General features: G+C 71.2%; 20 protein-coding genes. 9 read left to right on the top strand and 11 right to left on the bottom strand.

Annotated features, from left to right (window positions below; translation table 11 throughout):
* The first annotated feature begins 8 nt into the window (after positions 1–8).
* Positions 9–1,373, top strand: a complete 1,365-nt coding sequence (locus AB0H82_RS29985; protein WP_362998195.1) for a hypothetical protein — start codon at positions 9–11, stop codon at positions 1,371–1,373.
* Positions 1,374–1,488: 115 nt separating this feature from the next.
* On the top strand, positions 1,489–2,400 hold the full coding sequence (locus AB0H82_RS29980; RefSeq protein WP_362998193.1) for an alpha/beta hydrolase: 912 nt from the start codon (positions 1,489–1,491) through the stop codon (positions 2,398–2,400).
* A 16-nt stretch (positions 2,401–2,416) separates the two neighbouring features.
* Here the strand turns inward: AB0H82_RS29980 and AB0H82_RS29975 are convergent, their stop codons facing one another.
* Both AB0H82_RS29975 and AB0H82_RS29970 read right to left on the bottom strand, forming a co-directional pair.
* Positions 2,417–2,965: a hypothetical protein gene (locus AB0H82_RS29975; protein ID WP_362998191.1), complete on the bottom strand. Its 549-nt coding sequence runs from the start codon at positions 2,963–2,965 to the stop codon at positions 2,417–2,419.
* Positions 2,966–3,059: 94 nt separating this feature from the next.
* Positions 3,060–3,692 carry a YceI family protein gene (locus AB0H82_RS29970; protein ID WP_362998223.1) on the bottom strand — a complete coding sequence of 211 codons (633 nt, stop codon included), beginning with the start codon at positions 3,690–3,692 and terminating at the stop codon, positions 3,060–3,062.
* A gap of 307 nt (positions 3,693–3,999) precedes the next feature.
* Between AB0H82_RS29970 and AB0H82_RS29965 the strand changes: the two genes are divergently transcribed.
* The 6 genes from AB0H82_RS29965 to AB0H82_RS29940 all read left to right on the top strand — a co-directional run bounded on the left by AB0H82_RS29965 (position 4,000) and on the right by AB0H82_RS29940 (position 9,710).
* Positions 4,000–4,548: a hypothetical protein gene (locus AB0H82_RS29965; RefSeq protein WP_362998189.1), complete on the top strand. Its 549-nt coding sequence runs from the start codon at positions 4,000–4,002 to the stop codon at positions 4,546–4,548.
* A 126-nt stretch (positions 4,549–4,674) separates the two neighbouring features.
* Positions 4,675–5,514, top strand: a complete 840-nt coding sequence (locus AB0H82_RS29960) for a DUF4097 family beta strand repeat-containing protein (protein ID WP_362998187.1) — start codon at positions 4,675–4,677, stop codon at positions 5,512–5,514.
* 130 nt (positions 5,515–5,644) lie between these two features.
* Positions 5,645–6,595, top strand: a complete 951-nt coding sequence (locus tag AB0H82_RS29955; protein WP_362998185.1) for an ATP-binding cassette domain-containing protein — start codon at positions 5,645–5,647, stop codon at positions 6,593–6,595.
* Between the two features lie 34 nt (positions 6,596–6,629).
* Positions 6,630–7,466 carry an ABC transporter permease gene (locus AB0H82_RS29950; RefSeq protein WP_362998183.1) on the top strand — a complete coding sequence of 279 codons (837 nt, stop codon included), beginning with the start codon at positions 6,630–6,632 and terminating at the stop codon, positions 7,464–7,466.
* Between the two features lie 434 nt (positions 7,467–7,900).
* Positions 7,901–9,493 (top strand): acyl-CoA carboxylase subunit beta, encoded by a 1,593-nt coding sequence (locus tag AB0H82_RS29945; RefSeq protein WP_362998181.1) that lies wholly within the window; start codon positions 7,901–7,903, stop codon positions 9,491–9,493.
* A 22-nt stretch (positions 9,494–9,515) separates the two neighbouring features.
* Positions 9,516–9,710 (top strand): acyl-CoA carboxylase subunit epsilon, encoded by a 195-nt coding sequence (locus AB0H82_RS29940; RefSeq protein WP_362998179.1) that lies wholly within the window; start codon positions 9,516–9,518, stop codon positions 9,708–9,710.
* A gap of 55 nt (positions 9,711–9,765) precedes the next feature.
* Here the strand turns inward: AB0H82_RS29940 and AB0H82_RS29935 are convergent, their stop codons facing one another.
* Positions 9,766–10,626, bottom strand: a complete 861-nt coding sequence (locus AB0H82_RS29935) for a LysR substrate-binding domain-containing protein (protein WP_362998177.1) — start codon at positions 10,624–10,626, stop codon at positions 9,766–9,768.
* 116 nt (positions 10,627–10,742) lie between these two features.
* On the opposite strand from AB0H82_RS29935, the gene AB0H82_RS29930 reads away from it, so the two are divergent.
* Entirely contained in the window at positions 10,743–11,132 is a 390-nt protein-coding gene (locus tag AB0H82_RS29930) for a tautomerase family protein (RefSeq protein WP_362998175.1), read from the top strand.
* Positions 11,133–11,193: 61 nt separating this feature from the next.
* Here the strand turns inward: AB0H82_RS29930 and AB0H82_RS29925 are convergent, their stop codons facing one another.
* From AB0H82_RS29925 to AB0H82_RS29890, 8 genes are all read right to left on the bottom strand, one after another.
* The gene (locus AB0H82_RS29925) at positions 11,194–11,778 is read right to left on the bottom strand and encodes an ATP/GTP-binding protein (protein WP_030361923.1); all 585 of its coding nucleotides are present in this window, start codon (positions 11,776–11,778) and stop codon (positions 11,194–11,196) included.
* Positions 11,759–12,349, bottom strand: a complete 591-nt coding sequence (locus tag AB0H82_RS29920; protein ID WP_362998173.1) for a DUF742 domain-containing protein — start codon at positions 12,347–12,349, stop codon at positions 11,759–11,761. Before AB0H82_RS29920 ends, AB0H82_RS29925 begins: the two co-directional genes overlap by 20 nt.
* A gap of 94 nt (positions 12,350–12,443) precedes the next feature.
* The gene (locus AB0H82_RS29915; protein WP_030787419.1) at positions 12,444–12,857 is read right to left on the bottom strand and encodes a roadblock/LC7 domain-containing protein; all 414 of its coding nucleotides are present in this window, start codon (positions 12,855–12,857) and stop codon (positions 12,444–12,446) included.
* Positions 12,858–12,867: 10 nt separating this feature from the next.
* Positions 12,868–16,011, bottom strand: a complete 3,144-nt coding sequence (locus AB0H82_RS29910; RefSeq protein WP_362998171.1) for a nitrate- and nitrite sensing domain-containing protein — start codon at positions 16,009–16,011, stop codon at positions 12,868–12,870.
* A gap of 339 nt (positions 16,012–16,350) precedes the next feature.
* Positions 16,351–16,935, bottom strand: coding sequence for an ATP/GTP-binding protein (locus AB0H82_RS29905; RefSeq protein ID WP_362998169.1), 585 nt, complete (start codon positions 16,933–16,935; stop codon positions 16,351–16,353).
* Positions 16,916–17,317, bottom strand: coding sequence for a DUF742 domain-containing protein (locus AB0H82_RS29900; protein WP_362998167.1), 402 nt, complete (start codon positions 17,315–17,317; stop codon positions 16,916–16,918). Before AB0H82_RS29900 ends, AB0H82_RS29905 begins: the two co-directional genes overlap by 20 nt.
* Before the next feature lie 141 nt (positions 17,318–17,458).
* A complete protein-coding gene (locus AB0H82_RS29895) occupies positions 17,459–17,872 on the bottom strand; it encodes a roadblock/LC7 domain-containing protein (protein WP_030787430.1) in 414 nt (137 codons plus the stop codon).
* Between the two features lie 9 nt (positions 17,873–17,881).
* Positions 17,882–21,847 (bottom strand): nitrate- and nitrite sensing domain-containing protein, encoded by a 3,966-nt coding sequence (locus AB0H82_RS29890; RefSeq protein ID WP_362998165.1) that lies wholly within the window; start codon positions 21,845–21,847, stop codon positions 17,882–17,884.
* Positions 21,848–22,400: the final 553 nt, after the last annotated feature.

Below are 22,400 nucleotides of genomic sequence, written 5' to 3'. Positions count from 1 at the left end.
TTCGAAGTATGAGGAATCGGGCGAAGCGGATCACTGTCGGACTGTCCGGGCTGCTGCTCGCCCTGGGTGCCGTGTCCTTCACCGCGGCGCCCGGAGCCGTGGCCGCGCCCGGAGCCCCGGACGCCTCCAGCGTGTCGGCGGTGGCCGACGCGTGGGAGAAGAGTCCGGTGTACGTCGATCCCGCGGCGTCGGACCAGCTGTCGGGGGAGCAGGCCGACGCCCTCGCCCAGCGGATCGAGCGGGCCGACAAGCCCGTGTTCGTGGCCGTCCTGCCGGACGACTTCCCGCAACAGGACCTCTTCCGGCGGCTGCGCGCCGAGACCGGCGTGACCGGGGTGTACGCCGTCCGGCTCGGCGACGGATTCGACGCGAAGGCCGACCGGTCCGTGCTGACCGGCAACGCCGTCGGCAACCTCGTCTCGCTGGTCCGGGGCGAGGACACCGCGGCCCAGCTCGACCACTTCGTCGACCAGGCCCTCGTGCAGGCGGGCGGCAGGGCCCCGGAGTCGTGGAGCGGCGGCCCGGGCCCCGGGGTCTCGGTGGGCGCCCTGATCGGGGTCGGAGTGGTCGTCGTGGCCGGCGCCGGCGGGGCGTACGCGATCGTCCGGCGCAAGAAGCAGCGCCACGAGGAAGCGCAGCGCGAGTCGCTGCGCAAGCTGTCCGTCGTCGTCGACGAGGACATCACCGCGTTCGGCGAGGAGCTGGACCGGCTCGACTTCCACCCCGCGGAGCCGGGGGCGGACGACGCGATGCGCGCGGACTACGAACGCGCGCTCGACGCGTACGAGAAGGCGAAGGCGTACATGGCGGCCGCGACCCGCCCCGACGACGTGCGGGGCGTCACCCAGGCGCTGGAGGACGGGCGCTTCTCCCTGGCCCTGCTCGCCGCACGGCGGGAGGGCCGCGAGCTGCCGGAGCGGCGCGCCCCGTGCTTCTTCGACCCGCGGCACGGGCCCTCGGTCGAGGATGCGGCGTGGGCGCCCGAGGGCGGGGCCGAACGCTCGGTCCCGGTGTGCGCGGCGGACGCGGCACGCCTCGCGGACGGCCGGGACCCGATGGTGCGGACGGTGGCCACGGAGGCCGGGGAGCGGCGCCCCTACTGGGAGGCCGGACCGGCGTACGGACCGTGGGCCGGCGGCTACTTCGGCGGGGGCATCCTGCCGGGTCTCCTCGTCGGCACGATGCTCGGCGGAATGATGATGAGCCCCGCGTACGCGGCGGACTACGGGCCCGGGTACGGCGACTCCGGCGGCTTCGAGGGCGGCGACTTCTCGGGAGCGGACTTCGACCCCGGGGACTTCGGCGGAGGCGACTTCGGCGGGGGCGGGGACTTCGGTGGGGGAGGAGATTTCGGGGGCGGGGGCAATTTCTGAGGGGCGCGGTGCCCTGACCGGTTGACCGTGGCGACGGATTACGAGACGATACGGTTCGTCTTGTTGCGGGTTCGTGTCCGTGCCCGTGTTCGTCGTCCGAGATCGGGAGACCGGTATGAAGCATGTCCATGAGCAGTATGTCGAGGTCGCGCCGGGGGTCCGGGTGTGGACCGAGCGGCGGGGCGCACCCGAAGCCCCCGCGCTGCTGCTCGTCATGGGCGCACAGGCCTCCGCGCTCGGCTGGCCCGAACCGTTGATCGAGGCGCTCGCGGCGCATCACCACGTCATCCGCTACGACCACCGCGACACGGGCCGGTCGGACCGACCCTTCGACGAACACCCCTATGCCGTCACCGACTTGGCGCGGGACGCGGTCGCGGTCCTGGACGGCCTCGGCGTCCAGCAGGCCCACATCGCCGGGTTGTCGCTGGGCGGCATGCTCTGCCAGCTGGTGCTCGCCGACCGGCCCGAGCGGGTGCTGAGCGCGACCCTGATGGGAACCTGCGCGCTGAGCGAGACGCCGTACGTGCGGCCGGACGGCGTGAGTGTCCCCGTCGCGGAGCTGCCCGGCATCGCGCCCGAGATCCTGGAGATGTGGTCGCGCCCCGTGGAGGACCACGGCATCGAGGCCGAGCTGGACCGGCGGGTGGAGCACTGGCGTCTGCTGAACGGTGATCAACTGCCGTTCGACGCCGCGTACTTCAGGGAGCTTGAGTGGGGCGTCATCCAGCACGCGGGCGGCTACCTGGAGTCGTCGGCCCACGCTCGCGCCGACAGCTCCGGCATGGTCCGCACGGCGGAACTCGCCGCGAACCGGGTCCCCGTGCTCGTCGTCTCCGCCACGGCGGAGCCCGTTTTCCCGGTCCCGCATCCGCAGCACCTCGCCCAGGTCGTCGCGGGCGCGCGTCTGGTGGAGATCCCGGGCATGGGGCATGCGCTGCCGCCGACGGTGCACGGGCCGTTGGGGAAGGCGATTCTGGAGCACACGCTCGGGCGTACGGGCGGGGGCGTGCCGGAGGAGCGGTGATTTCAGCCGCGGCGATTCATGGCGTACGCGGGTCGGCCGGGGGAAGCGCCACCGACCACTGCCCCGGATGCCCGGGCGGCAGCGCCAAGTCCCTGCGTACCGCGGCGTAGTAGGCCTGGCGTGCGGCCCGTTGCCGTTCGAGGAGCGAGGCCCACGCCTCGGGATCGTGCGTGTCCGCCCGCAGGAACCGTTCCATCCGGATCACCAGGAGCACCCACTCCCGCGCCTCGTCGACGACGTCCGGCGAGCCGAGCATCAGCAGTGCCTCCCCGGCGGGGTCCCGCGCCTCGGCGGCCTGGGCGAAGTGGGGCACGGCCTCTTCGGGTGACAGGGGGTGCGGGTGCGGGTCGTTGCCGAGGTGGGCGGCGACCCGGTAGGTGAGGCTGACGGTCTGCTTCAGGACCCGGGCGTACTCGGTGTAGACGGCGAGCCGCCGCTCCTCCCAGCGGGCGGCCTGCTCCCGCCGGAAGCGGATGCGGTCGCCCCGCGTGATCGCCACGTACGAACCGAGCGCACCGACGATCACGCCGAGGAGAGCGGGCAGTTGCTGTATGAACTCCGACACGGCCAAACGTTAGCGCGCGGGGCGGCGGCGCGGCCGGGGGTTGTGATCGGAGGATTGTGGTCGGCGGGGTGCGGCCGGAGGGGTGTGGCCGGTCTCAGGAGCCGGCCTTGATCGCCGAGATGTCGAAGTTCAGCTTGATCTTGTCGGAGACGAGCATGCCGCCGGTCTCCAGCGCGGCGTTCCACGTGAGGCCCCACTCCGAGCGCAGGATCTCGGCCTTGCCCTCGAAGCCGACGCGCTCGTTGCCGAAGGGGTCCTTGGCCGAGCCGTTGAACTCCAGGTCGATGGAGAGCGGCTTCGTGGTGCCCAGGATCGTCAGGTCGCCGGTGACGCGGTAGTCGTCGCCGCCCAGCGCCTCCGTCTTCGTGGAGCGGAAGGTCATCCGGGGGAATTCGTCGGTCTTGAAGAAGTCCGCGCTTTTCAGGTGGCCGTCACGGTCGGCGTTGCCGGTGTCGATGCTGTCCATCGTGACGTCGAGGGAGGCCGTCGAGCGGGACGGGTCCGTGCCGTCCAGGTGCAGCGTGCCCGTGAAGTCGAGGAAGGAGCCCTTGACGTTCGTGACCATGGCGTGGCGGGCGACGAAGCCGATCGTCGTGTGCGCCGGGTCGATCGTGTAGTCGCCGGTCAGCGCGGCGAGCTCCGGGCTGACGGGCGCGGGGGCGGCGGCAGCGGCGGGGGTGGTGGTGGTGGTGGTGGCGGTTTCGTTCTTGCGGCCGAAGAGACCCATGACGTGCTCCTTGGGGACGAGCTCCGTGGAGGAGCCGTGTTCCTGCTTCTGCAACTGCTTCTGTTGAATGTTCAACGAGAACGACGTTAGCGCGATTCTGTTCAACATTCAACCTCTCTCGCGAAGTCGGCGCGTTTTCGGTGCCTGGCACTGATTGGCACCATGCAGGTTCGTAGTGGCGCCATTGCGTGCCAGATTGCACGCCGCGCCCGCCGACCTGCGAAAACGGCCGTCCGTCCGCAGGTGCGCCCTGCTGATGGCGTCGCAGTGGCTTGCGGTGGCGCCAGTCTGGTGCCATGATGGCGTCATGAACCTCACGCAGTACGTCGACCAGCTCCGCCAGGAGCTCGCGGTGGCCGCCGAAGCGGGCGGCGACGAGGCCCGCGCCCTGGCCGAGCGCCTCACCGCACCGCTGGAATCGGCCGCCCGGCTCACCCTGCTCAACGCGCTCTCCGCCGCCGCGGAAGAGATCACCGTCGATCTCGCGCCGGGCTCGGTCGACGTGCGGCTGCGTGGAGTCGACCCCGAGTTCGTCGTGACACCGCCGCCGGCGGTGGAGGCCTTCGACGCGCGGGCGGAGTACGCGGCCCTCATGGCCACCCAGCCCGCACCGCCCCCGGCCCCCGCCGCTCCCGACGCCGCGGAGGACGGCGGCACCGCCCGGATCAACCTCCGCCTGCCCGCCCACGTCAAGGCCCGCGTCGAGGAGGCCGCGAGCCGCGACGGCCTCTCGGTCAACGCCTGGCTCGTCCGCGCGGTCTCCGCCGCGCTGGACCAGCCCGACGCCCGGACGGTCATGACGGCGAACCGCGAGGCGCGGAGCTCCGGCAACGGGTTCACCGGCTGGGTGCGCTAGCCCGGCGCTCCCGCAGGGCACCAGCGACTCACAGGACTCACAGGGCTCCCAAGGCTCACAGGACTTCGCTTCACCCTTCACCGATCTAGCCATGCGGGCTCGCCGAGCCCGCAGGACGGGACAGCCATGCCTTCTTTCGACACCCCCAAGCCCATCACCGCCACCATCACCTTCGACGTGGGAACCCTCAGGATCGTGGCGGGGGACCGCGCGGACACCGTCGTCGACGTGCGCCCCAGCAGCGAGGCGCAGGACGGCGACGTCAAGGCGGCCGGCCGCACCCGCGTCGAGTTCTCCAACGGCAAGCTGCTGGTCAAGGGGCCCAAGGAGCGCTCGCTCTTCGGCAAGGGCCCGTCGATCGACGTGGAGATCGCGCTGCCCGCCGGTTCGCAGGTGCACGCCACGACCGCCATGGCGCACCTCACCGCCGAAGGCAGCCTGGGCGACTGCGAGTTCAAGACGTCCGCGGGTGACGTGCAGGTGGAGCGAACGGCCGCTCTCCGTCTGAACACCGGCTACGGCGAGGTCTCCGTAGGCCGCGCGAACGGCCCGGCCGACCTCCACACCGGCTCCGGCGACGTCCGCGTCGGCGAGGCCAAGGGGACGGTCTCGGTCAAGAACTCCAACGGCAACACGGGCCTCGGCGACATCGAGGGCGGCATCACGGTGAAGGCGTCCAACGGTTCCGTCACCGTCGACCGCGCCGCCGCCGACGTCAGCGTCAAGACGGCCAACGGCCCCATCCGGGTGGGTGAGCTGGCGCGCGGTGAGGCCGTCCTCGAAACCGCCGCCGGCAAGATCGAGATCGGCATCGCCGAGGGCACGGCCGCCTGGCTCGACGTACGCACGAAGGCGGGCAACGTACGCCAGTCACTGGAGGCGTCGGACGCGCCGGGCGAGCCCACGGACACGCTGAAGGTGCGGGCCCGCACGTCGATGGGCGACATCGTGGTCCACCGCGCCTGACCCTGCCCCCACCCCCTTCCCCCAGCTGCCACCGGCAGCCGTCCGGGACCAGAATCGAACTGGTGTCCGGTATTGAAGCTGCCCTCCTGCGCAAACCCACGCTGCCCACATCCTGTGCAAAGGAACGGACATGGCCACGCCTCCCCAGACGCGCCCGGCGGCGATCACCGCCGCCGGTCTCCGCAAGTCCTACGGCGACAAGACCGTCCTCGACGGCATCGACCTGAACATCCCGCAGGGCACGATCTTCTCCCTGCTCGGCCCCAACGGCGCGGGCAAGACGACCGCCGTGCAGATCCTCTCCACCCTCATCTCCGCCGACGCCGGCGAGGCGCGGGTGGCGGGCCACGACCTGGCGGCCGAGCCGGACGCGGTGCGGGCCGCGATCGGTGTCACCGGTCAGTTCTCCGCCGTCGACAACCTCCTCACCGGCGAGGAGAACCTGACGCTCATGGCCGACCTGTACGGCTACGGGCGCCGCCAGGGCCGCCACCTCGCCGCCGACCTCATCGACCGGTTCGACCTCGTCGAGGCGGCCGGGAAGCCCGCGTCGACGTACTCGGGCGGCATGCGGCGCCGCCTCGACATCGCGATGACCCTGGTCGGCAGCCCGCGCGTGATCTTCCTGGACGAGCCGACCACCGGACTCGACCCGCGCAGCCGGCACGGCATGTGGGAGATCGTCCGCGAACTCGTCGCCGACGGCGTGACCATCTTCCTCACCACGCAGTACCTGGAGGAGGCCGACCAACTCGCCGACACCATCGCGGTGCTGAGCGGCGGCAGGCTCGTGGCCCAGGGCACCCCCGCCGAGCTGAAGCGCCTCGTCCCCGGCGGCCACGTCCAGCTGCGCTTCGCCGACTTCGGGGGCCTGGAGTCCGCCGCCCGGCTGCTCGGCACCGGCACCCGCGACGACGACGCCCTGACCCTGCAGGTCCCCAGCGACGGCAGCCTGAGATCCGTCAAGGCGGTACTCGACCGGATCGACGCCACCGACATCGAGGTCGAGGCACTCGCCATCGACACCCCCGACCTGGACGACGTCTTCTTCGCCATGACCGGCAGCCCCGCCAAGCCGTGACCGCCCGCCCCCACCACGAGAGAGCGACGACCCGATGAGCACCGTCACCACCACCCCGGCCGTCCCGCGCGCCGGCCGCCCGGTCCCCGCCCGCCCCTCCGCGCTGCACAACTCCCGCACCATGCTGCGCCGCAACCTCCTGCACGCCCGCCGCTACCCGGCCATGACGATCAGCCTGGTGAGCATGCCCATCGCCATGCTGCTGCTCTTCAACTACGTCTTCGGCGGCACGATGTCGGCGGGCATGGGCGGCGAAGGAACCGGCGACTACATCGACTACCTCGTCCCCGGCATCCTGCTGATGGCCGTCGGCTCGGGTGTCCTGCCCACCACGGTCGGCGTCTGCACCGACATGACCGAGGGGATCGTGGCCCGCTTCCGGACCATGCCGATCAACGGCTCCTCGGTGCTCACCGGCCGTGCCGTCGGCGCCGTCATCCAGACCCTGATCACCCTCGTCCTCGTCACCGGCGTCGCCTTCCTCGTGGGCTTCCGCTCCAGCGCCGAACCCGTCGAGTGGCTCGCCGCGGCCGGTCTCCTCACGCTCATGAGCACCGCGCTCACCTGGCTCGCCGTCGCGCTCGGCCAGCTGGTCAAGGCCCCGGAGGCGGCCAGCAGCGTCGCCCTGCCCTTCTCGTTCCTGCTGCCCTTCCTCAGCAGCGTGTTCGTGCCGCTCGACTCGATGCCGGGCTGGCTGCGCCACTTCGCCGAGTGGCAGCCCTACACCGCCTTCACCGAGACCCTGCGCGGTCTGCTGACCGGCGGCGAGATCGGCAAGTTCGGGCCGCTCGCGGTGGGCTGGGGCATCGCCATCGCCCTGTTCGGCTTCCTCTGGGCGCGCTCGCTGTTCAAGCGCGACGCGACGCGCTGACCCGCTACGTACGCTATGTCCTGATCCCCGGGGTTGCCCGCCGCGCCCCGGAAGCGCGGGCCGATGACCACCACTGGTTGTCGGCCCCCGCCAATTCGGCGGCGGTCCGGGAGGCAGGCGCTACGGTGCACGTGAGTGAACCCCCGCGCGCCGGAGGACCCCTCGACTCCACCTGGAACGGCCGCTCCGGTTGCGGCTCACACCGGGGAAGCCCCCCGCGAGCCTCTGATGTGAGGTGTCTCTCAGCCGACGGAGGCCCCCGAAGAGGCGCGCCGCATGCGCTTTTTTGTGGAATCCCTACAGCAGTAGAGGGTCTGAGCCGTCACTTCTTCATGGCCCTGGCCGAGTTCTGTCCGGGGGTGCCAGGAAAACGGCCCGGAGACTGTACAGAGTCGACGGTCCGTTTCCCCGGGGGCGCTCCGTAAGGTCGCTACATGACCGTTTTGGACGAGACCGCTGCCTCCGGGGGCGAGCCCACCGACTCGCACGGCCGCGTGGCCGAGCTGCGCGAGATCCGTGCCGAGGCGCTGCGTGGGCCGAGTGAGAAGGCGACCGAGGCGCAGCACGCCAAGGGCAAGCTGACGGCCCGCGAGCGGATCGAGCTGCTTCTGGATCCGGGTTCGTTCAACGAGGTCGAGCAGTTGCGGCGGCACCGGGCCACGGGTTTCGGCCTGGAGGCGAAGAGGCCGTACACGGACGGTGTGATCACCGGCTGGGGCACGGTGGAGGGCCGCACGGTCTTCGTCTACGCGCACGACTTCCGGATCTTCGGCGGTGCGCTGGGTGAGGCGCACGCCACGAAGATCCACAAGATCATGGACATGGCGATCGCGGCCGGTGCCCCGCTGGTTTCCCTGAACGACGGCGCCGGGGCGCGGATCCAGGAGGGTGTCTCGGCGCTGGCCGGCTACGGCGGCATCTTCCAGCGCAACACCAGGGCCTCCGGCGTCATCCCGCAGATCAGCGTGATGCTGGGCCCGTGCGCGGGCGGCGCGGCCTACTCGCCGGCGCTGACCGACTTCGTGTTCATGGTGCGCGAGACCTCGCAGATGTTCATCACCGGGCCGGACGTGGTGCGTGCGGTGACCGGTGAGGAGATCAGCCAGAACGGGCTGGGCGGCGCGGACGTGCACGCCGAGACCTCGGGCGTGTGCCACTTCGCCTACGACGACGAAGAGACCTGCCTGGCCGAGGTCCGCTACCTGATCTCGATGCTGCCCTCCAACAACCGGGAGAACCCGCCCGCCCACGCCTCGGAAGACCCGGCCGGGCGCCGCTCGCAGGTGCTGCTGGACCTGGTGCCGGCGGACGGCAACCGGCCCTACGACATGACCAAGGTCATCGAGGAGCTCGTCGACGACGGCGACTACCTCGAAGTCCACGAGCGCTGGGCACGCAACATCATCTGCGCGCTGGCGCGGCTTGACGGTCAGGTGGTGGGCATCGTCGCCAACCAGCCGCAGGCGCTGGCCGGTGTGCTGGACATCGAGGCGTCGGAGAAGGCCGCCCGCTTCGTGCAGATGTGCGACGCGTTCAACATCCCGATCCTGACCCTGCTGGACGTGCCCGGCTTCCTGCCCGGCGTGGACCAGGAGCACGGCGGCATCATCCGGCACGGCGCGAAGCTGCTGTATGCGTACTGCAACGCGACCGTGCCGCGGATCTCGCTGATCCTGCGGAAGGCCTACGGCGGCGCGTACATCGTGATGGACAGCCAGTCCATCGGCGCCGACCTGACCTACGCGTGGCCGACCAACGAGATCGCGGTGATGGGTGCCGAGGGCGCCGCGAACGTGATCTTCCGGCGGCAGATCGCGGCCGCCGAGGACCCCGAGGCGATGCGCGCGCGCATGGTCAAGGAGTACAAGGCCGAGCTGATGCACCCCTACTACGCCGCCGAGCGCGGCCTGGTCGACGACGTCATCGACCCGGCCGAGACCCGCGAGGTCCTCATCAAGTCCCTCGCCATGCTCCGCAACAAGCACGCCGACCTGCCCTCGCGCAAGCACGGCAACCCCCCGCAGTAGCCCACAAGGAGAAGCTGCACAGATGACTCCCCCCGACATTCGCGTAGAGAAGGGCCACGCCGAGCCCGAGGAAGTCGCGGCCATCACCGCGATCCTGTTGGCCCGCGCCGCCGCCCAGCCCGCCGTTCCCACCGCCCGCCGCGGCCGCGACAAGGCCGGCTGGCGCCGCCTGGAGCGCACCCCGGGCTTCCGCGCCCCGCACAGCTGGCAGGGCTGACGCACCGGCACATCCGAGGCCCCGCTCTCCTCCGGGAGGGCGGGGCCTCGTGCTGTCAGGACAGCCGCGCCGCGGCGGACTCCGCCAGCGCGCCGACCGCCGGATGCCAGGGGCGGCCCCGCGGCCCGCTCAGGACCAGGCGCCGCGCGGCCCGCGGCTCCACCGGCAGCAGCACCAGGTCGGGCGGGACCAGGGAGCGTGAGACCTCGGACAGCACGGTCACGCCGAGTCCCGCCTGCACCATGCTGATCAGGGTGGCGAGGTCCCGGACCCGATGCGCGGGGGCGAAGCGCAGCCCGGCGAGGCGATGGAGCTCCCGGACACGGTTCTCGCAGCCGTTCGGCGAGATCAGGAACTCGTCGTCCTCCAGATCGCGGATGTCGACGGCCGCCTCGCCCGCCAAGGGGTGATCGCGGGGGAGCAGGGCGCGGTAGCCGTCCAGGGCGAGCTGGGTGCCGGGGCCGGGCGGCGGGTCGATCAGGACGGCGGCGTCGGCCGTGCCGTTCTCCAGCCACTCCGCGACCTCGGCGCTGTCGCCCTCGAAGACGCGCACGGTGACCCGCGGCCGGTCCTGCCGCCAGTGCCGCAGCAGCCCGGGCAGCAGGCCCTGGCAGACCGTGGGCGTCGAGGCGAGCCGCACGGTGCCGGTCACCGCCCCGGCGTCGGCGGCGAGCTCCGCCACGGCCCCGACCGCCGACAGCGCGGTACGGGCGTGCGGCAGGACCCGCTCCCCGAGCGCCGTCGTCCGCACCGGCCCGGACCGGACAAGGAGCGGGGCCGCCAGCTCACGTTCGAGGGAGGCCACGGCGTGCGACACCGCCGACTGGCTCATGCCGAGCTCGGCGGCGGCCGCGCTGAACCCGCCCGCGTCGACGACGGCGAGAAAGGCCCTGAGCTGCGGGAGGTTCACGGTCATGAGGCGGCCTCATACGTCTATGACGGCTATGCGTTGGATCAATGGTGCCAGGGCGGGCGAGGGTGGCTCCCGTGCCGCTCCACCAGGCGGTACAAGGAACGGACTCAAGGAGAGCCATGCCCCACATCAGGGCCACCGTCACCGGTCAAGATCTGCCCGCCGCCACCGCACGCGCCCTCGCCGAGGGCCTGACCGGCCTGGCCGTCACCGCGCTCGGCAAGTCCGCCGAGCGCACCGTCGTCCACCTCGGCCTCGTCCCCGCCGACCGCTACTACGTCGGAGGGAAGCCCCTGACCGACGGCGGCCGCGACGCGCACCTGGAGGTCAGCATCACAGCGGGCACCAACAGCGCCGCGGAGAAGGCCGCCTTCATCACCGAGGCCGCCGCTCTCCTGTCGGAGCTCCTCGGCCCGCTCGCCCGCGGCGGCGTCGCCCTGCACGAACTGCACCCGGAGAGCTACGGCTACCAGGGCGTGACGCAGTTCGACCACTACCGCCGGAACTGACAGAGGCCCGCACGCCGAAGCGTGCGGGCCGTCATCCGCGTACGGGCAACAAGGAACAGCGTCAGCGGAGCCGCGCCATCAGCGCGTGCTCGACGAGCGTGATCAGCGCGCTCTTCGCGTCCGCGCGGTGTCGCGCGTCGGTCGTGATGATCGGGGTGTCCGGGCCGATCTGCAGCGCCTCGCGCACCTCGTCGGGCGTGTACGGCTGGTGGCCGTCGAAGCCGTTGAGGGCGATGACGAAGGGCAGCCCGGAGTTCTCGAAGTAGTCGACGGCGGGGAAGCAGTCGGCGAGCCGCCTCGTGTCGACCAGGACGACCGCGCCGATGGCGCCACGGACCAAGTCGTCCCACATGAACCAGAAGCGGTCCTGACCGGGCGTACCGAAGAGGTACAGGATCAGGTCCTGGTCCAGGGTGATGCGACCGAAGTCCATGGCCACCGTCGTGGTGGTCTTGTCTCCGGTGTGGGTCAGGTCGTCGATGCCCGCGGACGCGGACGTCATGACGGCCTCGGTGCGCAGCGGGTTGATCTCAGAGACCGCCCCGACGAACGTGGTCTTGCCCACGCCGAAGCCGCCCGCCACCACGATTTTCGCGCTGGTGGTGGAGCGGGCTGTTGCTCCGCCGCTAGAGCTTGCGAAGTCCACTGAGCACCCTTTCGAGCAGTGTCACGTCTGGCTGGCCGCCGGCGGACTCGTCTCCGCCGGGCTGATGGATGGCGACAAGTCCGGCCTCCGCCAGGTCGGCTACGAGGATCCGGGCGACGCCGAGGGGGATGGAGAGGAGCGCCGAGATCTCGGCGACCGACTTGATCTCCCGGCACAGGTTGCAGATGCGCTGATGCTCGGGCAACTGGCCCTGCAACTGGTGCGGTTGTGCGGTGGTGTGCACCAGCGCCTCGATGGCGAGCTGGTAGCGCGGCCTGGTGCGGCCGCCCGTCATGGCGTACGGGCGCACCAGGGGGTTGTGCGCGGATCCGGCGGGCGCCGGTTCAGGGGCGCGTCGCTGGGGGTGCACCGGCTGGATGCGGGGTGCGCGCGCCGGGGTGCCCTGGTCGTACGGGCGCGGCCCCGGCTGCTGGGGCTGCGCGTACGGCTGGCGGCGGTGGCTCGGCGCGGAGGGGAAGTTGTACCTGTTCGGCCCGCCGTCGTGCTGACCACCCTGGCCATGACCAGGGGACCAGTTCGCCGATGACGAACCGTCTGGGGGTGTTGCCACGTTTCTTCCTCCTCCAACTGTGCCGGGCCCATCACTGTGGAGCCGCGTCCCGAAACCTTACGGGCACAAGACGCGAAAACGCACCGTCTGTCTGTTAGTTGAGAAGGCTCCCCTGGAGCTCCGCGCGCAGGTCCGGCGTGAGAACCGTGCCCGCGCGGTCGACAAGAAGGGCCATCTCGTACCCAATGAGACCGATGTCCGCATCCGGGTGGGCGAGGACGGCGAGCGAGGAACCGTCGGAAATGGACATGATGAAGAGAAATCCTCGCTCCATCTCCACAACGGTCTGGGTCACGGAGCCGCCCTCGAAGATCCGGGAGGCCCCGGCGGTCAGCGAGGTCAGACCGGAGGCGACGGCCGCGAGCTGGTCGGCGCGGTCGCGGGGGAAGCCTTCGGACATCGCCAGAAGGAGTCCGTCGGCGGAGACCACCACTGTGTGGGACACCCCGGGGGTGTTGTCCACGAAGTTGGTGATCAACCAGTTCAGGTTCTGTGCCGCCTGGCTCATCGGGCTCACACTAACGCTCCTGGTTGTAGGTGCTATCAGGGCTGAAGCCCTGGCCATTCGTGTCACTGCTCGAATTGCGTCCCCGCTGGACGCCGCGGCGCAGGTTGCTCAGCCTGCCCCGTACGTCCTCGGGGTCGCGGGAGACCGAGGGGCCGCCCTGTGGGGTCTGTTCCGCGGTGCCCTCGACCAGATTGGCCTTGGGCACCCGCCGCGGGAGCCCGGACGAGGTGACCCCGCCCGCCTTCGGCTCCTTGAGGCGCTCGGCTCGCTGCCAGCGCTCGTCGTTGGACGAACGCCAGTCGTCCTTGCCCTCGCTCGGGGCGGGAGAACTCTCGTTCCCGTTCGCACCGGTGGAGCCCCTGCGGGGGAGGCCCGCGTCGGTCATCTCGTGGACGACGGACGGAGTCGGTCCCGGCCGGTCGAAGCCTACGCGCTCGCCGTCGGCCGCGGGGGCCACCTGTGCGGATTCCGCTTCCTGGCCGTACTCGGGCTGGTAGCCGTCAGCGCTGGGCCAGTCGTCCTGACGCGACCGCTCCGGATAGGGGAGCTGCGGGTCCTGGTAACCGTCCTGGTAGGGCTGCTCGGCGGCGTACTGCCCGGGCGCGTACTGCTCGGCGCCGTAGCCGTTCTCGGCGTACTGCCCGTCGGTGTACTGCGCTTCGGCGTACTGCCCGTTGGCGTACTGCTCGTTCTCGTACGCGCCGCCCTGGTCGTACGCCGCCTGCTGGTGCTCGTCGTACGCGGGAGCCTGCTGGTCGTAGCCGCCCTGCTGCTCGTACGCACCCGGCTGCTGCTGCTGTGCCTGCTGCTGCGGCTCGACCTCGTCGCGGAAGAGCGGGCGGTGGGCGCCGGGCTGCTGGGCCTGCGCCTCCAGGGCCGCGCGGCGCTCCTCGCGCATCAGCGAACGGCCGACCGGGTCCAGCTCGGGCTGCGCCTCGCCGCCGTCGCCGTGGTAGCGGCTGTCGTCGAAGCCGAGCTCCGCGGCGGTGCGCAGCGGCTCGGTCTCCAGGACCTGCTGCTCCGGGATGATCGAGGAGACGGTGAACTCGTCCTGCGCGGCCTGGTCGCCACCGCCACCGTGCGTGATCGCGTCCGGCAGCATGACCAGCGACGTGGTGCCCGCCTGCTCGCCCGAGGGGCGCAGCTGCACGCGGATGCCGTGCCGGTCGGAGAGCCGGCCGACCACGAACAGGCCCATGCGCTGCGAGATCGCGGCGTCCACGGTCGGCGGGTTGGCCAGCTTGTGGTTGATGTCCGCGAAGTCCTCGGCGGTGAGGCCGATGCCCTTGTCGTGGATCTCGACCATGACGCGGCCGTCGGGAAGACGGGTCGCGGTGACGCGGACCTTGGTCTGCGGGGAGGAGAACGTGGTGGCGTTCTCCAGGAGCTCGGCGAGCAGGTGCACGAGGTCGGTCACGGCCAGGCCGTGGATCTCGGCCTCCGGGACGCCCTCCAGCTCGATGCGCTCGTACTGCTCCACCTCGGAGGAGGCGGCGCGCAACACGTCGACCAGCGGGACCGGCTGGTCCCAGCGGCGGCCCGGCTCCTCGCCGGAGAGGACCAGGAGGTTCTCGCCGTTGCGGCGCATACGGGTCGCCAGGTGGTCCAGGCGGAAGAGGTTCTCCAGCTGGTCCGGGTCGGCCTCGTTGTTCTCCAGGTCGGTGATGAGGGTCAGCTGGCCCTCGATCAGCGACTGGTTGCGGCGCGACAGGTTGGTGAAGATCGCGTTGATGTTGCCGCGGAGCAGCGCCTGCTCGGCGGCGAGCCGCACGGCCTCGCGGTGCACCTGGTCGAAGGCGCGGGCGACCTCGCCGATCTCGTCCGTGGAGGAGATCGGGATGGGCTGCACGCGGGTGTCGACGCGGCCCGGATCGGTGCGCGACAGCTGGTCGACCAGCATCGGAAGGCGCTGCTCGGCGATGCCGAAGGCGGCGGTACGCAGCTGGCGCATCGCCTTGGACATCTGGCGGGCCATCATCCCGGCCAGGATGAAGGCGGCGAGCAGCGCGAGGACGACGATGGCGCCGGTGATGTACGCGTTGCGCTGGGCGGTGGCGGCGATGTCGGACGCCTCGTCCACGGCCTTGTCGGCGAGGTCCGACTCGATGGTGCGGTAGGCGTCGAACTTGGCGGTGGTGGTGGCCCACCAGGCCTTGGGCGTGATGCCCTTGCCGGCCAGCTCGACGCGCGCGCTCGGCTGGGTGCTCGGCATGGTGGCGATGGCCGCGACCATCTTGTCCTGCGACGGCGCCGGGTCGGCCTGCTTCTCGGCGGCGGCCGCCAGCTCCTTCTTGGCCTCCTCCAGCTTGGCGACGTCCTCGGGGGTGCCGCCGCCGGTGTACTCCTCGATGGCGATGCGCTCCAGGTAGGCGTACGAGGAGAACGAGGTGCGCTGGAGCGTGAACGAGCCGGTGCCGGGGCCCGGCTCGACCAGGAGGTGCGTGCCGATGGACCGCTGGAGGGAGAGCGCTGCCTTGGAGAGCGAGATCGCGTAGACGGTGCGGCCGTAGCTGGTGATGTTGCCGGTGCCCAGGCCGAGCTCGTTGGCGAACTCCATCAGCGGGTGCTGGATGGCGACGTAGCCCTCTTCGGTCTTCACACCGGGAAGCCTGGTGGTGTACGCGGCCTGACGCAGCGGGCCGAGCTTCGGCTCGACCTTGTGGAAGGCGTCGAGACGACGGTTGAGGCCCTCCTTGTCCGGCATGCTCTCCGCCGCGGACTTGAACTCGGCGGCGGCCCGGTCGGTGGCCTTGCGGGCCTTGACGACGACCGGGTCGTTCCGCTTGCCGCGCAGCAGGGGAGCGGCGGTGAGGTCGCGCTCCTCGATGAGGCGGTTGCCGTAGTCCAGCGACGCCCGCACCAGGCGGGCGGTGCTCTCGGCGTCCTGGGCCTCGCTCCAGGTGTCGATGGAGCCCTTCACCTGGAAGCCGCCCATGACGAGACCGACGAGCACGGGTATGAGGAGGATCGCGTTCAGTCTGGTCGGCACGCGCCAGTTGCGGGGCGACATCCGTCCGCCGGAGGGAGCCGGGGGCTCGTTGCCGGGGGCGGCGCTCACGTCAACGGGGGACGCCGCTGTGCGCGGCGGCGGGGTGAAGTTGCCCCGCGCGTCCCCGGTGGGGGATGCCGCGGGACTCGGCTTGCTTCGCCTCACTCGACCAACAACCTCTCGGCGGCGGCACTCACGTCGTGCCGCTGTCGTCTCCAAGGCCCGTGCTACTGGGCAGTTCAGCGCATTCCAGCACGTCAGGGGCTGCTCTTCCAAACAGTAGGAAGGGCTGATTCCGAGTGGTGTAAGCCTCAGATAAATCGGTCATAAAGAGCGAGCCCCGCCAAAAGGCGGGGCTCTTGTGAGCACAGCGACACCAGGTGACCGCGACGCGTGGCGGTCACCTTGCAATTCTCTGTCGAAACGTTATGAACACGGCGCACGGCCGTGTCAAAGGACACAGGCCGCTCCGGGTGTGCTACGACAACTGCCGTACGGACCTGCCTACTTGAGACGTGCCATAAGTGCGTGTTCGACCAGCGTGATCAGGCCACTCTTTGCGTCCGCACGGTGTCGCGCGTCCGTCGTGATGATCGGCGTTCCCGGACCGATCTGCAGCGCCTCGCGCACCTCGTCGGGAGTGTACGGCTGGTGCCCGTCGAAGCCGTTGAGGGCGATGACGAACGGCAGCCCGCTGTTCTCGAAGTAGTCGACGGCCGGGAAGCAGTCGGCGAGCCGGCGGGTGTCCACGAGCACGACCGCGCCGATGGCGCCACGCACGAGGTCGTCCCACATGAACCAGAAGCGGTCCTGACCGGGCGTACCGAAGAGGTACAGGATCAGGTCCTGGTCCAGGGTGATGCGGCCGAAGTCCATGGCGACGGTGGTCGTCGTCTTGTCCCCGGTGTGGGTCAGGTCGTCGATGCCCGCGGACGCGGACGTCATGACGGCCTCGGTGCGCAGCGGGTTGATCTCGGAGACGGCCCCGACGAACGTGGTCTTGCCCACGCCGAAGCCGCCCGCCACCACGATCTTCGCGGAGGTGGTGGAGCGGGCCGAGCCCGAGTCACTAGAGCTGGCGAAGTCCACTGAGCACCCTTTCGAGCAGTGTCACGTCTGGCTGGCCGCCGGCGCTCTCGTCGCCGCCGGGCTGGTGGATGGCGACGAGCCCGGCCTCGGCCAGGTCCGCCACGAGGATCCGGGCCACACCGAGCGGCATCGACAGGAGCGCGGAGACCTCGGCCACCGACTTGACCTCACGGCACAGGTGGCAGATCCGCTGGTGCTCGGGGAGCAGCCCCATCAGCTGGGCGGGGTCGGCCGTGGTGCTCACCAGCGCCTCGATGGCGAGCTGGTAGCGGGGCCGGGTCCGGCCGCCGGTCATCGCGTAGGGCCGCACCAGCGGCTGGTCGCCCTCCATTCCGTACGAGGCGTCGCCGTACGGGTTGTGAGAGGCGGTGGGCGGGGTCATGGATCCTCCGGGCGGGACAGCAGGTCATCTGCGTGTGCCGTCTGACAGAGCCGGTGGGGGCAGTGTGGCGGCCGGACGGTTGGTCAGTACGTTCGGTCGGTGGGGCGGCCGAAGGGTCAAGGCTTCGGAGCGTGCTCCGGGCTAGTGGAGCAGGCTGCCCTGCAGCTCGGCGCGGAGGTCCGGGGTGAGGACGGCGCCCGCGCGGTCGACGAGGAGGGCCATCTCGTAGCCGACGAGGCCGATGTCGCACTCGGGGTGCGCGAGCACGGCCAGGGACGAACCGTCCGAGACGGACATGATGAAGAGGAACCCCCGCTCCATCTCCACCACGGTCTGGGTGACGGTGCCGCCCTCGAAGATCCGGGAGGCCCCGGCGGTCAGCGAGGTCAGGCCGGAGGCGACCGCGGCGAGCTGGTCGGCGCGGTCGCGGGGGAAGCCTTCGGACATCGCCAGAAGGAGTCCGTCGGCGGAGACCACCACTGTGTGGGACACCCCTGGGGTGTTGTCCACGAAGTTGGTGATCAACCAGTTCAGATTCTGTGCCGCCTGGCTCATCGGGCTCAACTAACGCTCCTGCTGGTGAGTGGGGCGAGGGAAACTGCCGGTCTGGCCGGTACCGGCCTGGCGACCCTGCTGGATGCCCCGACGGAGATTCGTCAGCCGGCCGCGTACGTCATCGGGCGCACGCGAGACCTGCGGACCTGTGCTGTCCTGCTGCTGCTGGGCCGTGCCCGCGACCAGGTTGGCCCGCGGGACGCGGCGCGGCAGTCCGGATGTGGTGACGCCGCCCGCGGTGGGCTGCCGGACGCGCTCGGCCTGGCGGCCCAGCTCGTCGTTGGGCGAGGAGCGCCAACCGCTGGGCATGCCGCCGCCGTTGGTGCCGCCGCCACCCGGGGGCGCGGCGTTCGGGTCCTGGCGCTGGGGGCGCGAGGGGAGCGGACGCTGCGGCGGCTCGGCAGCGCGGTGCGGCGCGGCCTCGGGGGCCTGCCTGCCCTGCTGTTCCTGCGGCGCGGCCTGCCGGTGCTGCTGTTCCTGCTGCTCCTGCTGGGCCGCGTGCTGCTGGGCCGCCTGCTGGTTCTGCTGCTGCTGGAACCAGTTGGTCTCCAGCGTGTCGAACAGCGGCGTACGGCCGTCGCCAGGACCGGCCGGGGGCAGGGGCTCGGGCTCCGAGGGCTGGAGGGGCTGGGCGGGCTGCAGGTGCTGCTGGGCCGCCTGCTGGTTCTGCTGAGCCTGCGGCAGGCCCTGCGGCTGGCCTTGCTGCGGCGCCTGACCCGGACCCTGGCCCTGACCCTGGCCGCGGCGCGGGGCCAGCGGGCGCGGCACGGTGTAGTCGGGCATCTCCCGATTGCCGTGCTGCGCCGGGGCGCTGGCCTGGTTCTGCGGGCCGCCCTGGCCGCCGAAGACGTCGGAGCGGACGAACTGGCCGGTGGAGCCACTGTCCTGCGGCGTCGGCGTACCGGGCGGCGGGGCGTCGAAGTCCGGACGGGCGAACTCCGCGGTGGAGCCGGGACCCTGCCGGTCGTCCGGTGCCGCCGAGGCCTGCGGGAACTGACCGGTGGCCTCGTGCTCCTCGTGACCCCGCGGGGTGTCGAAGGGCTCACGCGCCACCTGCGGCTGCGCGTTCTCGTCGCTCCAGCTGGGCACGCGCGGCTGCGGGTTGCCCCCGGGCAGCTCGGCGCGCGGGCCTTCCCCAAGCTCTCGGCTTCGCTCGACCAGGGGAGACCCCACTCGGGGCGGCAGCTGGGGCCTGCGGCCCTGGTCACCGGCGTCGGCCTGGGCGTTCGCCGGAGGCTTCATGGCGTTCGTACGCTGCTGGGGCACCGGAGGCTGCGGCCCGTTGCCGCCGCGACCGCGCCGCGGCGCCTGCGGCTGACCGCCCTGCGGAGCACCCTGCGGACGCTGACCCTGGCCGGGGGCCTGACCGAGGCCCAGACCGGGACCCTGGCCCAGACCGGGACCCTGGCCCAGACCGGGACCCTGGCCCTGTCCCGGTCCCTGACCCTGCCCCGGTCCCTGGCCCTGGCCCTGGCCCGGACCCTGCGCCTGTCCCCGGCCCTGAGCCGGGCCCTGGCCCTGGCCCTGCCCCGTGTCCCGGGAGGGCAGCGCGGCCCGCGGGCCCGAGCCCGCCACCTGCTGGCGCGGCGCACCGGCGCCGAGCAGCCCGGGACCACCCTGGGCGCCGGCACCCGCACTGGGGCCACCGCCGAGCGCGGGACCACCGCGGCCGGGGCCGCCGGTGAGACCGGGACCGTTGCCACCCGCACCGACACCGCGTCGCGCGGCCGCGGCACCGGCAGCGGCCTGAGCCGCGGCGGGACCGCCGGTGGGGGAGGGCGCACCGGGCTTGCCCGGCATCTTCTTGCCGCCCTGGGCGACGTCGACGGGCAGCATGACCAGCGCGGTCGTACCACCGGAGTCGGACGGGCGGAGCTGGATGCGGATGCCGTGGCGCTGCGAAAGGCGGCCGACCACGAACAGACCCATGCGGCGGGAGACGGAGACGTCCACGGTGGGCGGCGACGCGAGCCGCTCGTTGATCGCCGCGAGGTCCTCGGGCGAGAGGCCGATGCCGGTGTCGTGGATCTCGATGAGCACACGGCCGTCGGGCAGCGCGTGACCGGTGACCTTGACCTTGGTCTGCGGCGAGGAGAACGACGTCGCGTTTTCGAGCAGCTCGGCGAGGAGGTGCACGAGGTCGTTGACGACGCGTCCGGCGACCTCGGTCGCGGGCACCGAGGAGAGCTCGATGCGCTCGTACTGCTCCACCTCGGACGCGGCGGCACGCAGCACGTCGACGAGGGGGACGGGGCGGGTCCAGCGGCGGCCGGGCTCTTCACCGGCAAGGACCAGCAGGTTCTCGCCGTTACGGCGCATGCGGGTCGCGAGGTGGTCGAGCTTGAAGAGCGAGGACAGCTGGTCCGGGTCGGCCTCGCGCGACTCCAGCTCGGAGATGAGCGAGAGCTGGCGCTGGATGAGGCCCTGCGAACGGCGCGACAGGTTGGTGAACATCGCGTTGACGTTGCCCCGGAGGAGGGCCTGCTCGGCGGCGAGGCGGACGGCCTCGCGGTGCACGTCGTCGAAGGCCGCGGCCACCTGGCCGATCTCGTCCCTGGAGTGCACACCGACGGACTCGACGGAGGTGTCGACGTCCTGCGGGTCCGACTCCGAGAGCTGCTTGACCAGCTCGGGCAGGCGGTCCTGGGCGACCTTGGTCGCGGTGTCCTGGAGCCGGCGCAGAGAGCGGATCATGGACCGGGCCACGACGAACGCGCCGACGAGCGAGACGCCGAGCACGAGCAGGATCAGCGCACCGTTGAGGATGGCCGACTGCTCCGACTCGTTGCGCAGCTCGCGGGCCTTCTGCTCCATCTCGTTGAGCAGCGTGATCTCGATCTTGGACATCGCGTCGATCTTGGTGGTGTCGGCGTCGACCCAGTCCTTGTACGACCGCTTGTCCTGGAGCTTGATGCCGCCCTCCTGCTCAAGGACGCGCTTGGCGTACTCGTTGGCGGCCTTGACCGCGGGGTTGCCGCCGTCGATGGGCTTGGTCAGCTCACCGGCGTTGCCCGCGTAGATCTTGCTGAACGTCTGGAGCTCCGAGCGCTCCTTCTCATTGGCGCTGAGGCCGAAGGTGCGGTCGGTCTCGGAGATCTTGCCGTACTCGCTGTCGTTCGCCGGCAGGGCCGCGGCGATGATCGCGCGCTGTACGGACGCGTACTCCTTGGCCGACGAGAAGGCGGCCAGCGAGCGCGTGCGCTGGATCATGTCCGGGTTGCTCGTGGCCTGCGCCATGTCCTGCGACAGCTTGAGCAGCTGCTCGACGAGCTGGCTGTACGCCTCGACGGTCTGCGAGGTGGAGCCCTTGTCGGCGAAGGCCTTCTTGCGGACGTCGTTGATGCCCTGCAGCTGCTGGGTGATCTGGACGGCGCTGTGCCGGACGCCGAGGAGGCCCTTTTCGCCGTCGGTGTCGTTGAGGTCCTGGGTGCCCTGGAGGAAGTTCCGGTAGACCCGGTCGGTCTTCTCGCGAGCGCCCTTGACCGTGTAGTCCGAGGCCTTCGCGCCGTGCGCGAGGGGGCCCGCCGACTTGTCGCGCTCCTCCTGGAGCGCCGCGGCCAGCTCCGTGGCCTGCTTGGTCATCTCGGTCAGCAGCTTCATGTTGTCGAGCTGCTGGATCTCGTCCAGGGACGAGTTGATGCGGAGCGCGCCGAGCGAGGTCGCGGTGATCACGGGGAGCGCGAGCAGCGAGACCAGACGGGTGGAGATGCGCCAGTTGCGCAGGGCTATTCGCGAGCCGGGGCCGGGCGTCTTGGTGCCGGCCGGCCCTTTGCCCTTGCTCTTGGCCGGGGCGGCCGTCGCGCCGCTGCCGACGGTGCCCTGGCGGGCGGCCCCGGGGCCGCTGTCGCCGGGCGTACCCGGTCCGGGGTTCTGGGCGTGCTGGGGCGAGGAGCCGCCCGGCTCCGCCGGAGCATCCCCTCGGCCGCGGTCGGCCTGGGGAGACCCCTTGCCATCCCTCTTGAAACGTCCCTGCACTAGCGTCGCAACCTCTGGACCAGGCGTCCTGCCGGATAACGGCGGGACGGTGTCGGCGTCGTGGGGCGGCAAGCGCCCCTATGTGGTCGTGAGTGACCGGCGCTTGCTCCCCCTCCCCGCCGCCACTCGGCGCTGCGTTGCGCCCCTGCGCGCCGGTTCGATCCCGCGGCGGTCCCGGGAATTCCAGCACAGTGCCGGATCTCCAACAAGGCCCGTGTGTCGCGCCACGGCCTACGTGACGCGTTGTGAGTGGGGGGTCACCAGACGTAGAAAGTGATCTAGTAAAAAACGGACTGATCCCCACAAAGCTCCTACCGGTGGGGGGTGTCCCAGTCTTCATGATCAGGAGCGGAATGGTGCCTTCAGTGGCGCAATGTCCGTTTCCAAGGGGTCGACCCCTGGCCCGGATTGAACCATTTGTCCGCTCCCTCGTGAGCAAACTCACATGAAGATCAAGGCGTCTTCCGGACTTTGGCCGGGAATTGGATGTTTAGCCTGACGCTTTACAGGGATGGCGAATCCGACAAGCCGCGTCCACCGCGTGACGCCTCAA

This window comes from Streptomyces sp. NPDC050732 (assembly GCF_040654255.1).
In the GTDB taxonomy this organism is placed as follows: Bacteria; Actinomycetota; Actinomycetes; order Streptomycetales; family Streptomycetaceae; genus Streptomyces.
Note: the sequence above shows the minus strand (reverse complement) of the source record. Positions and strands in the feature narration are given on the sequence as shown.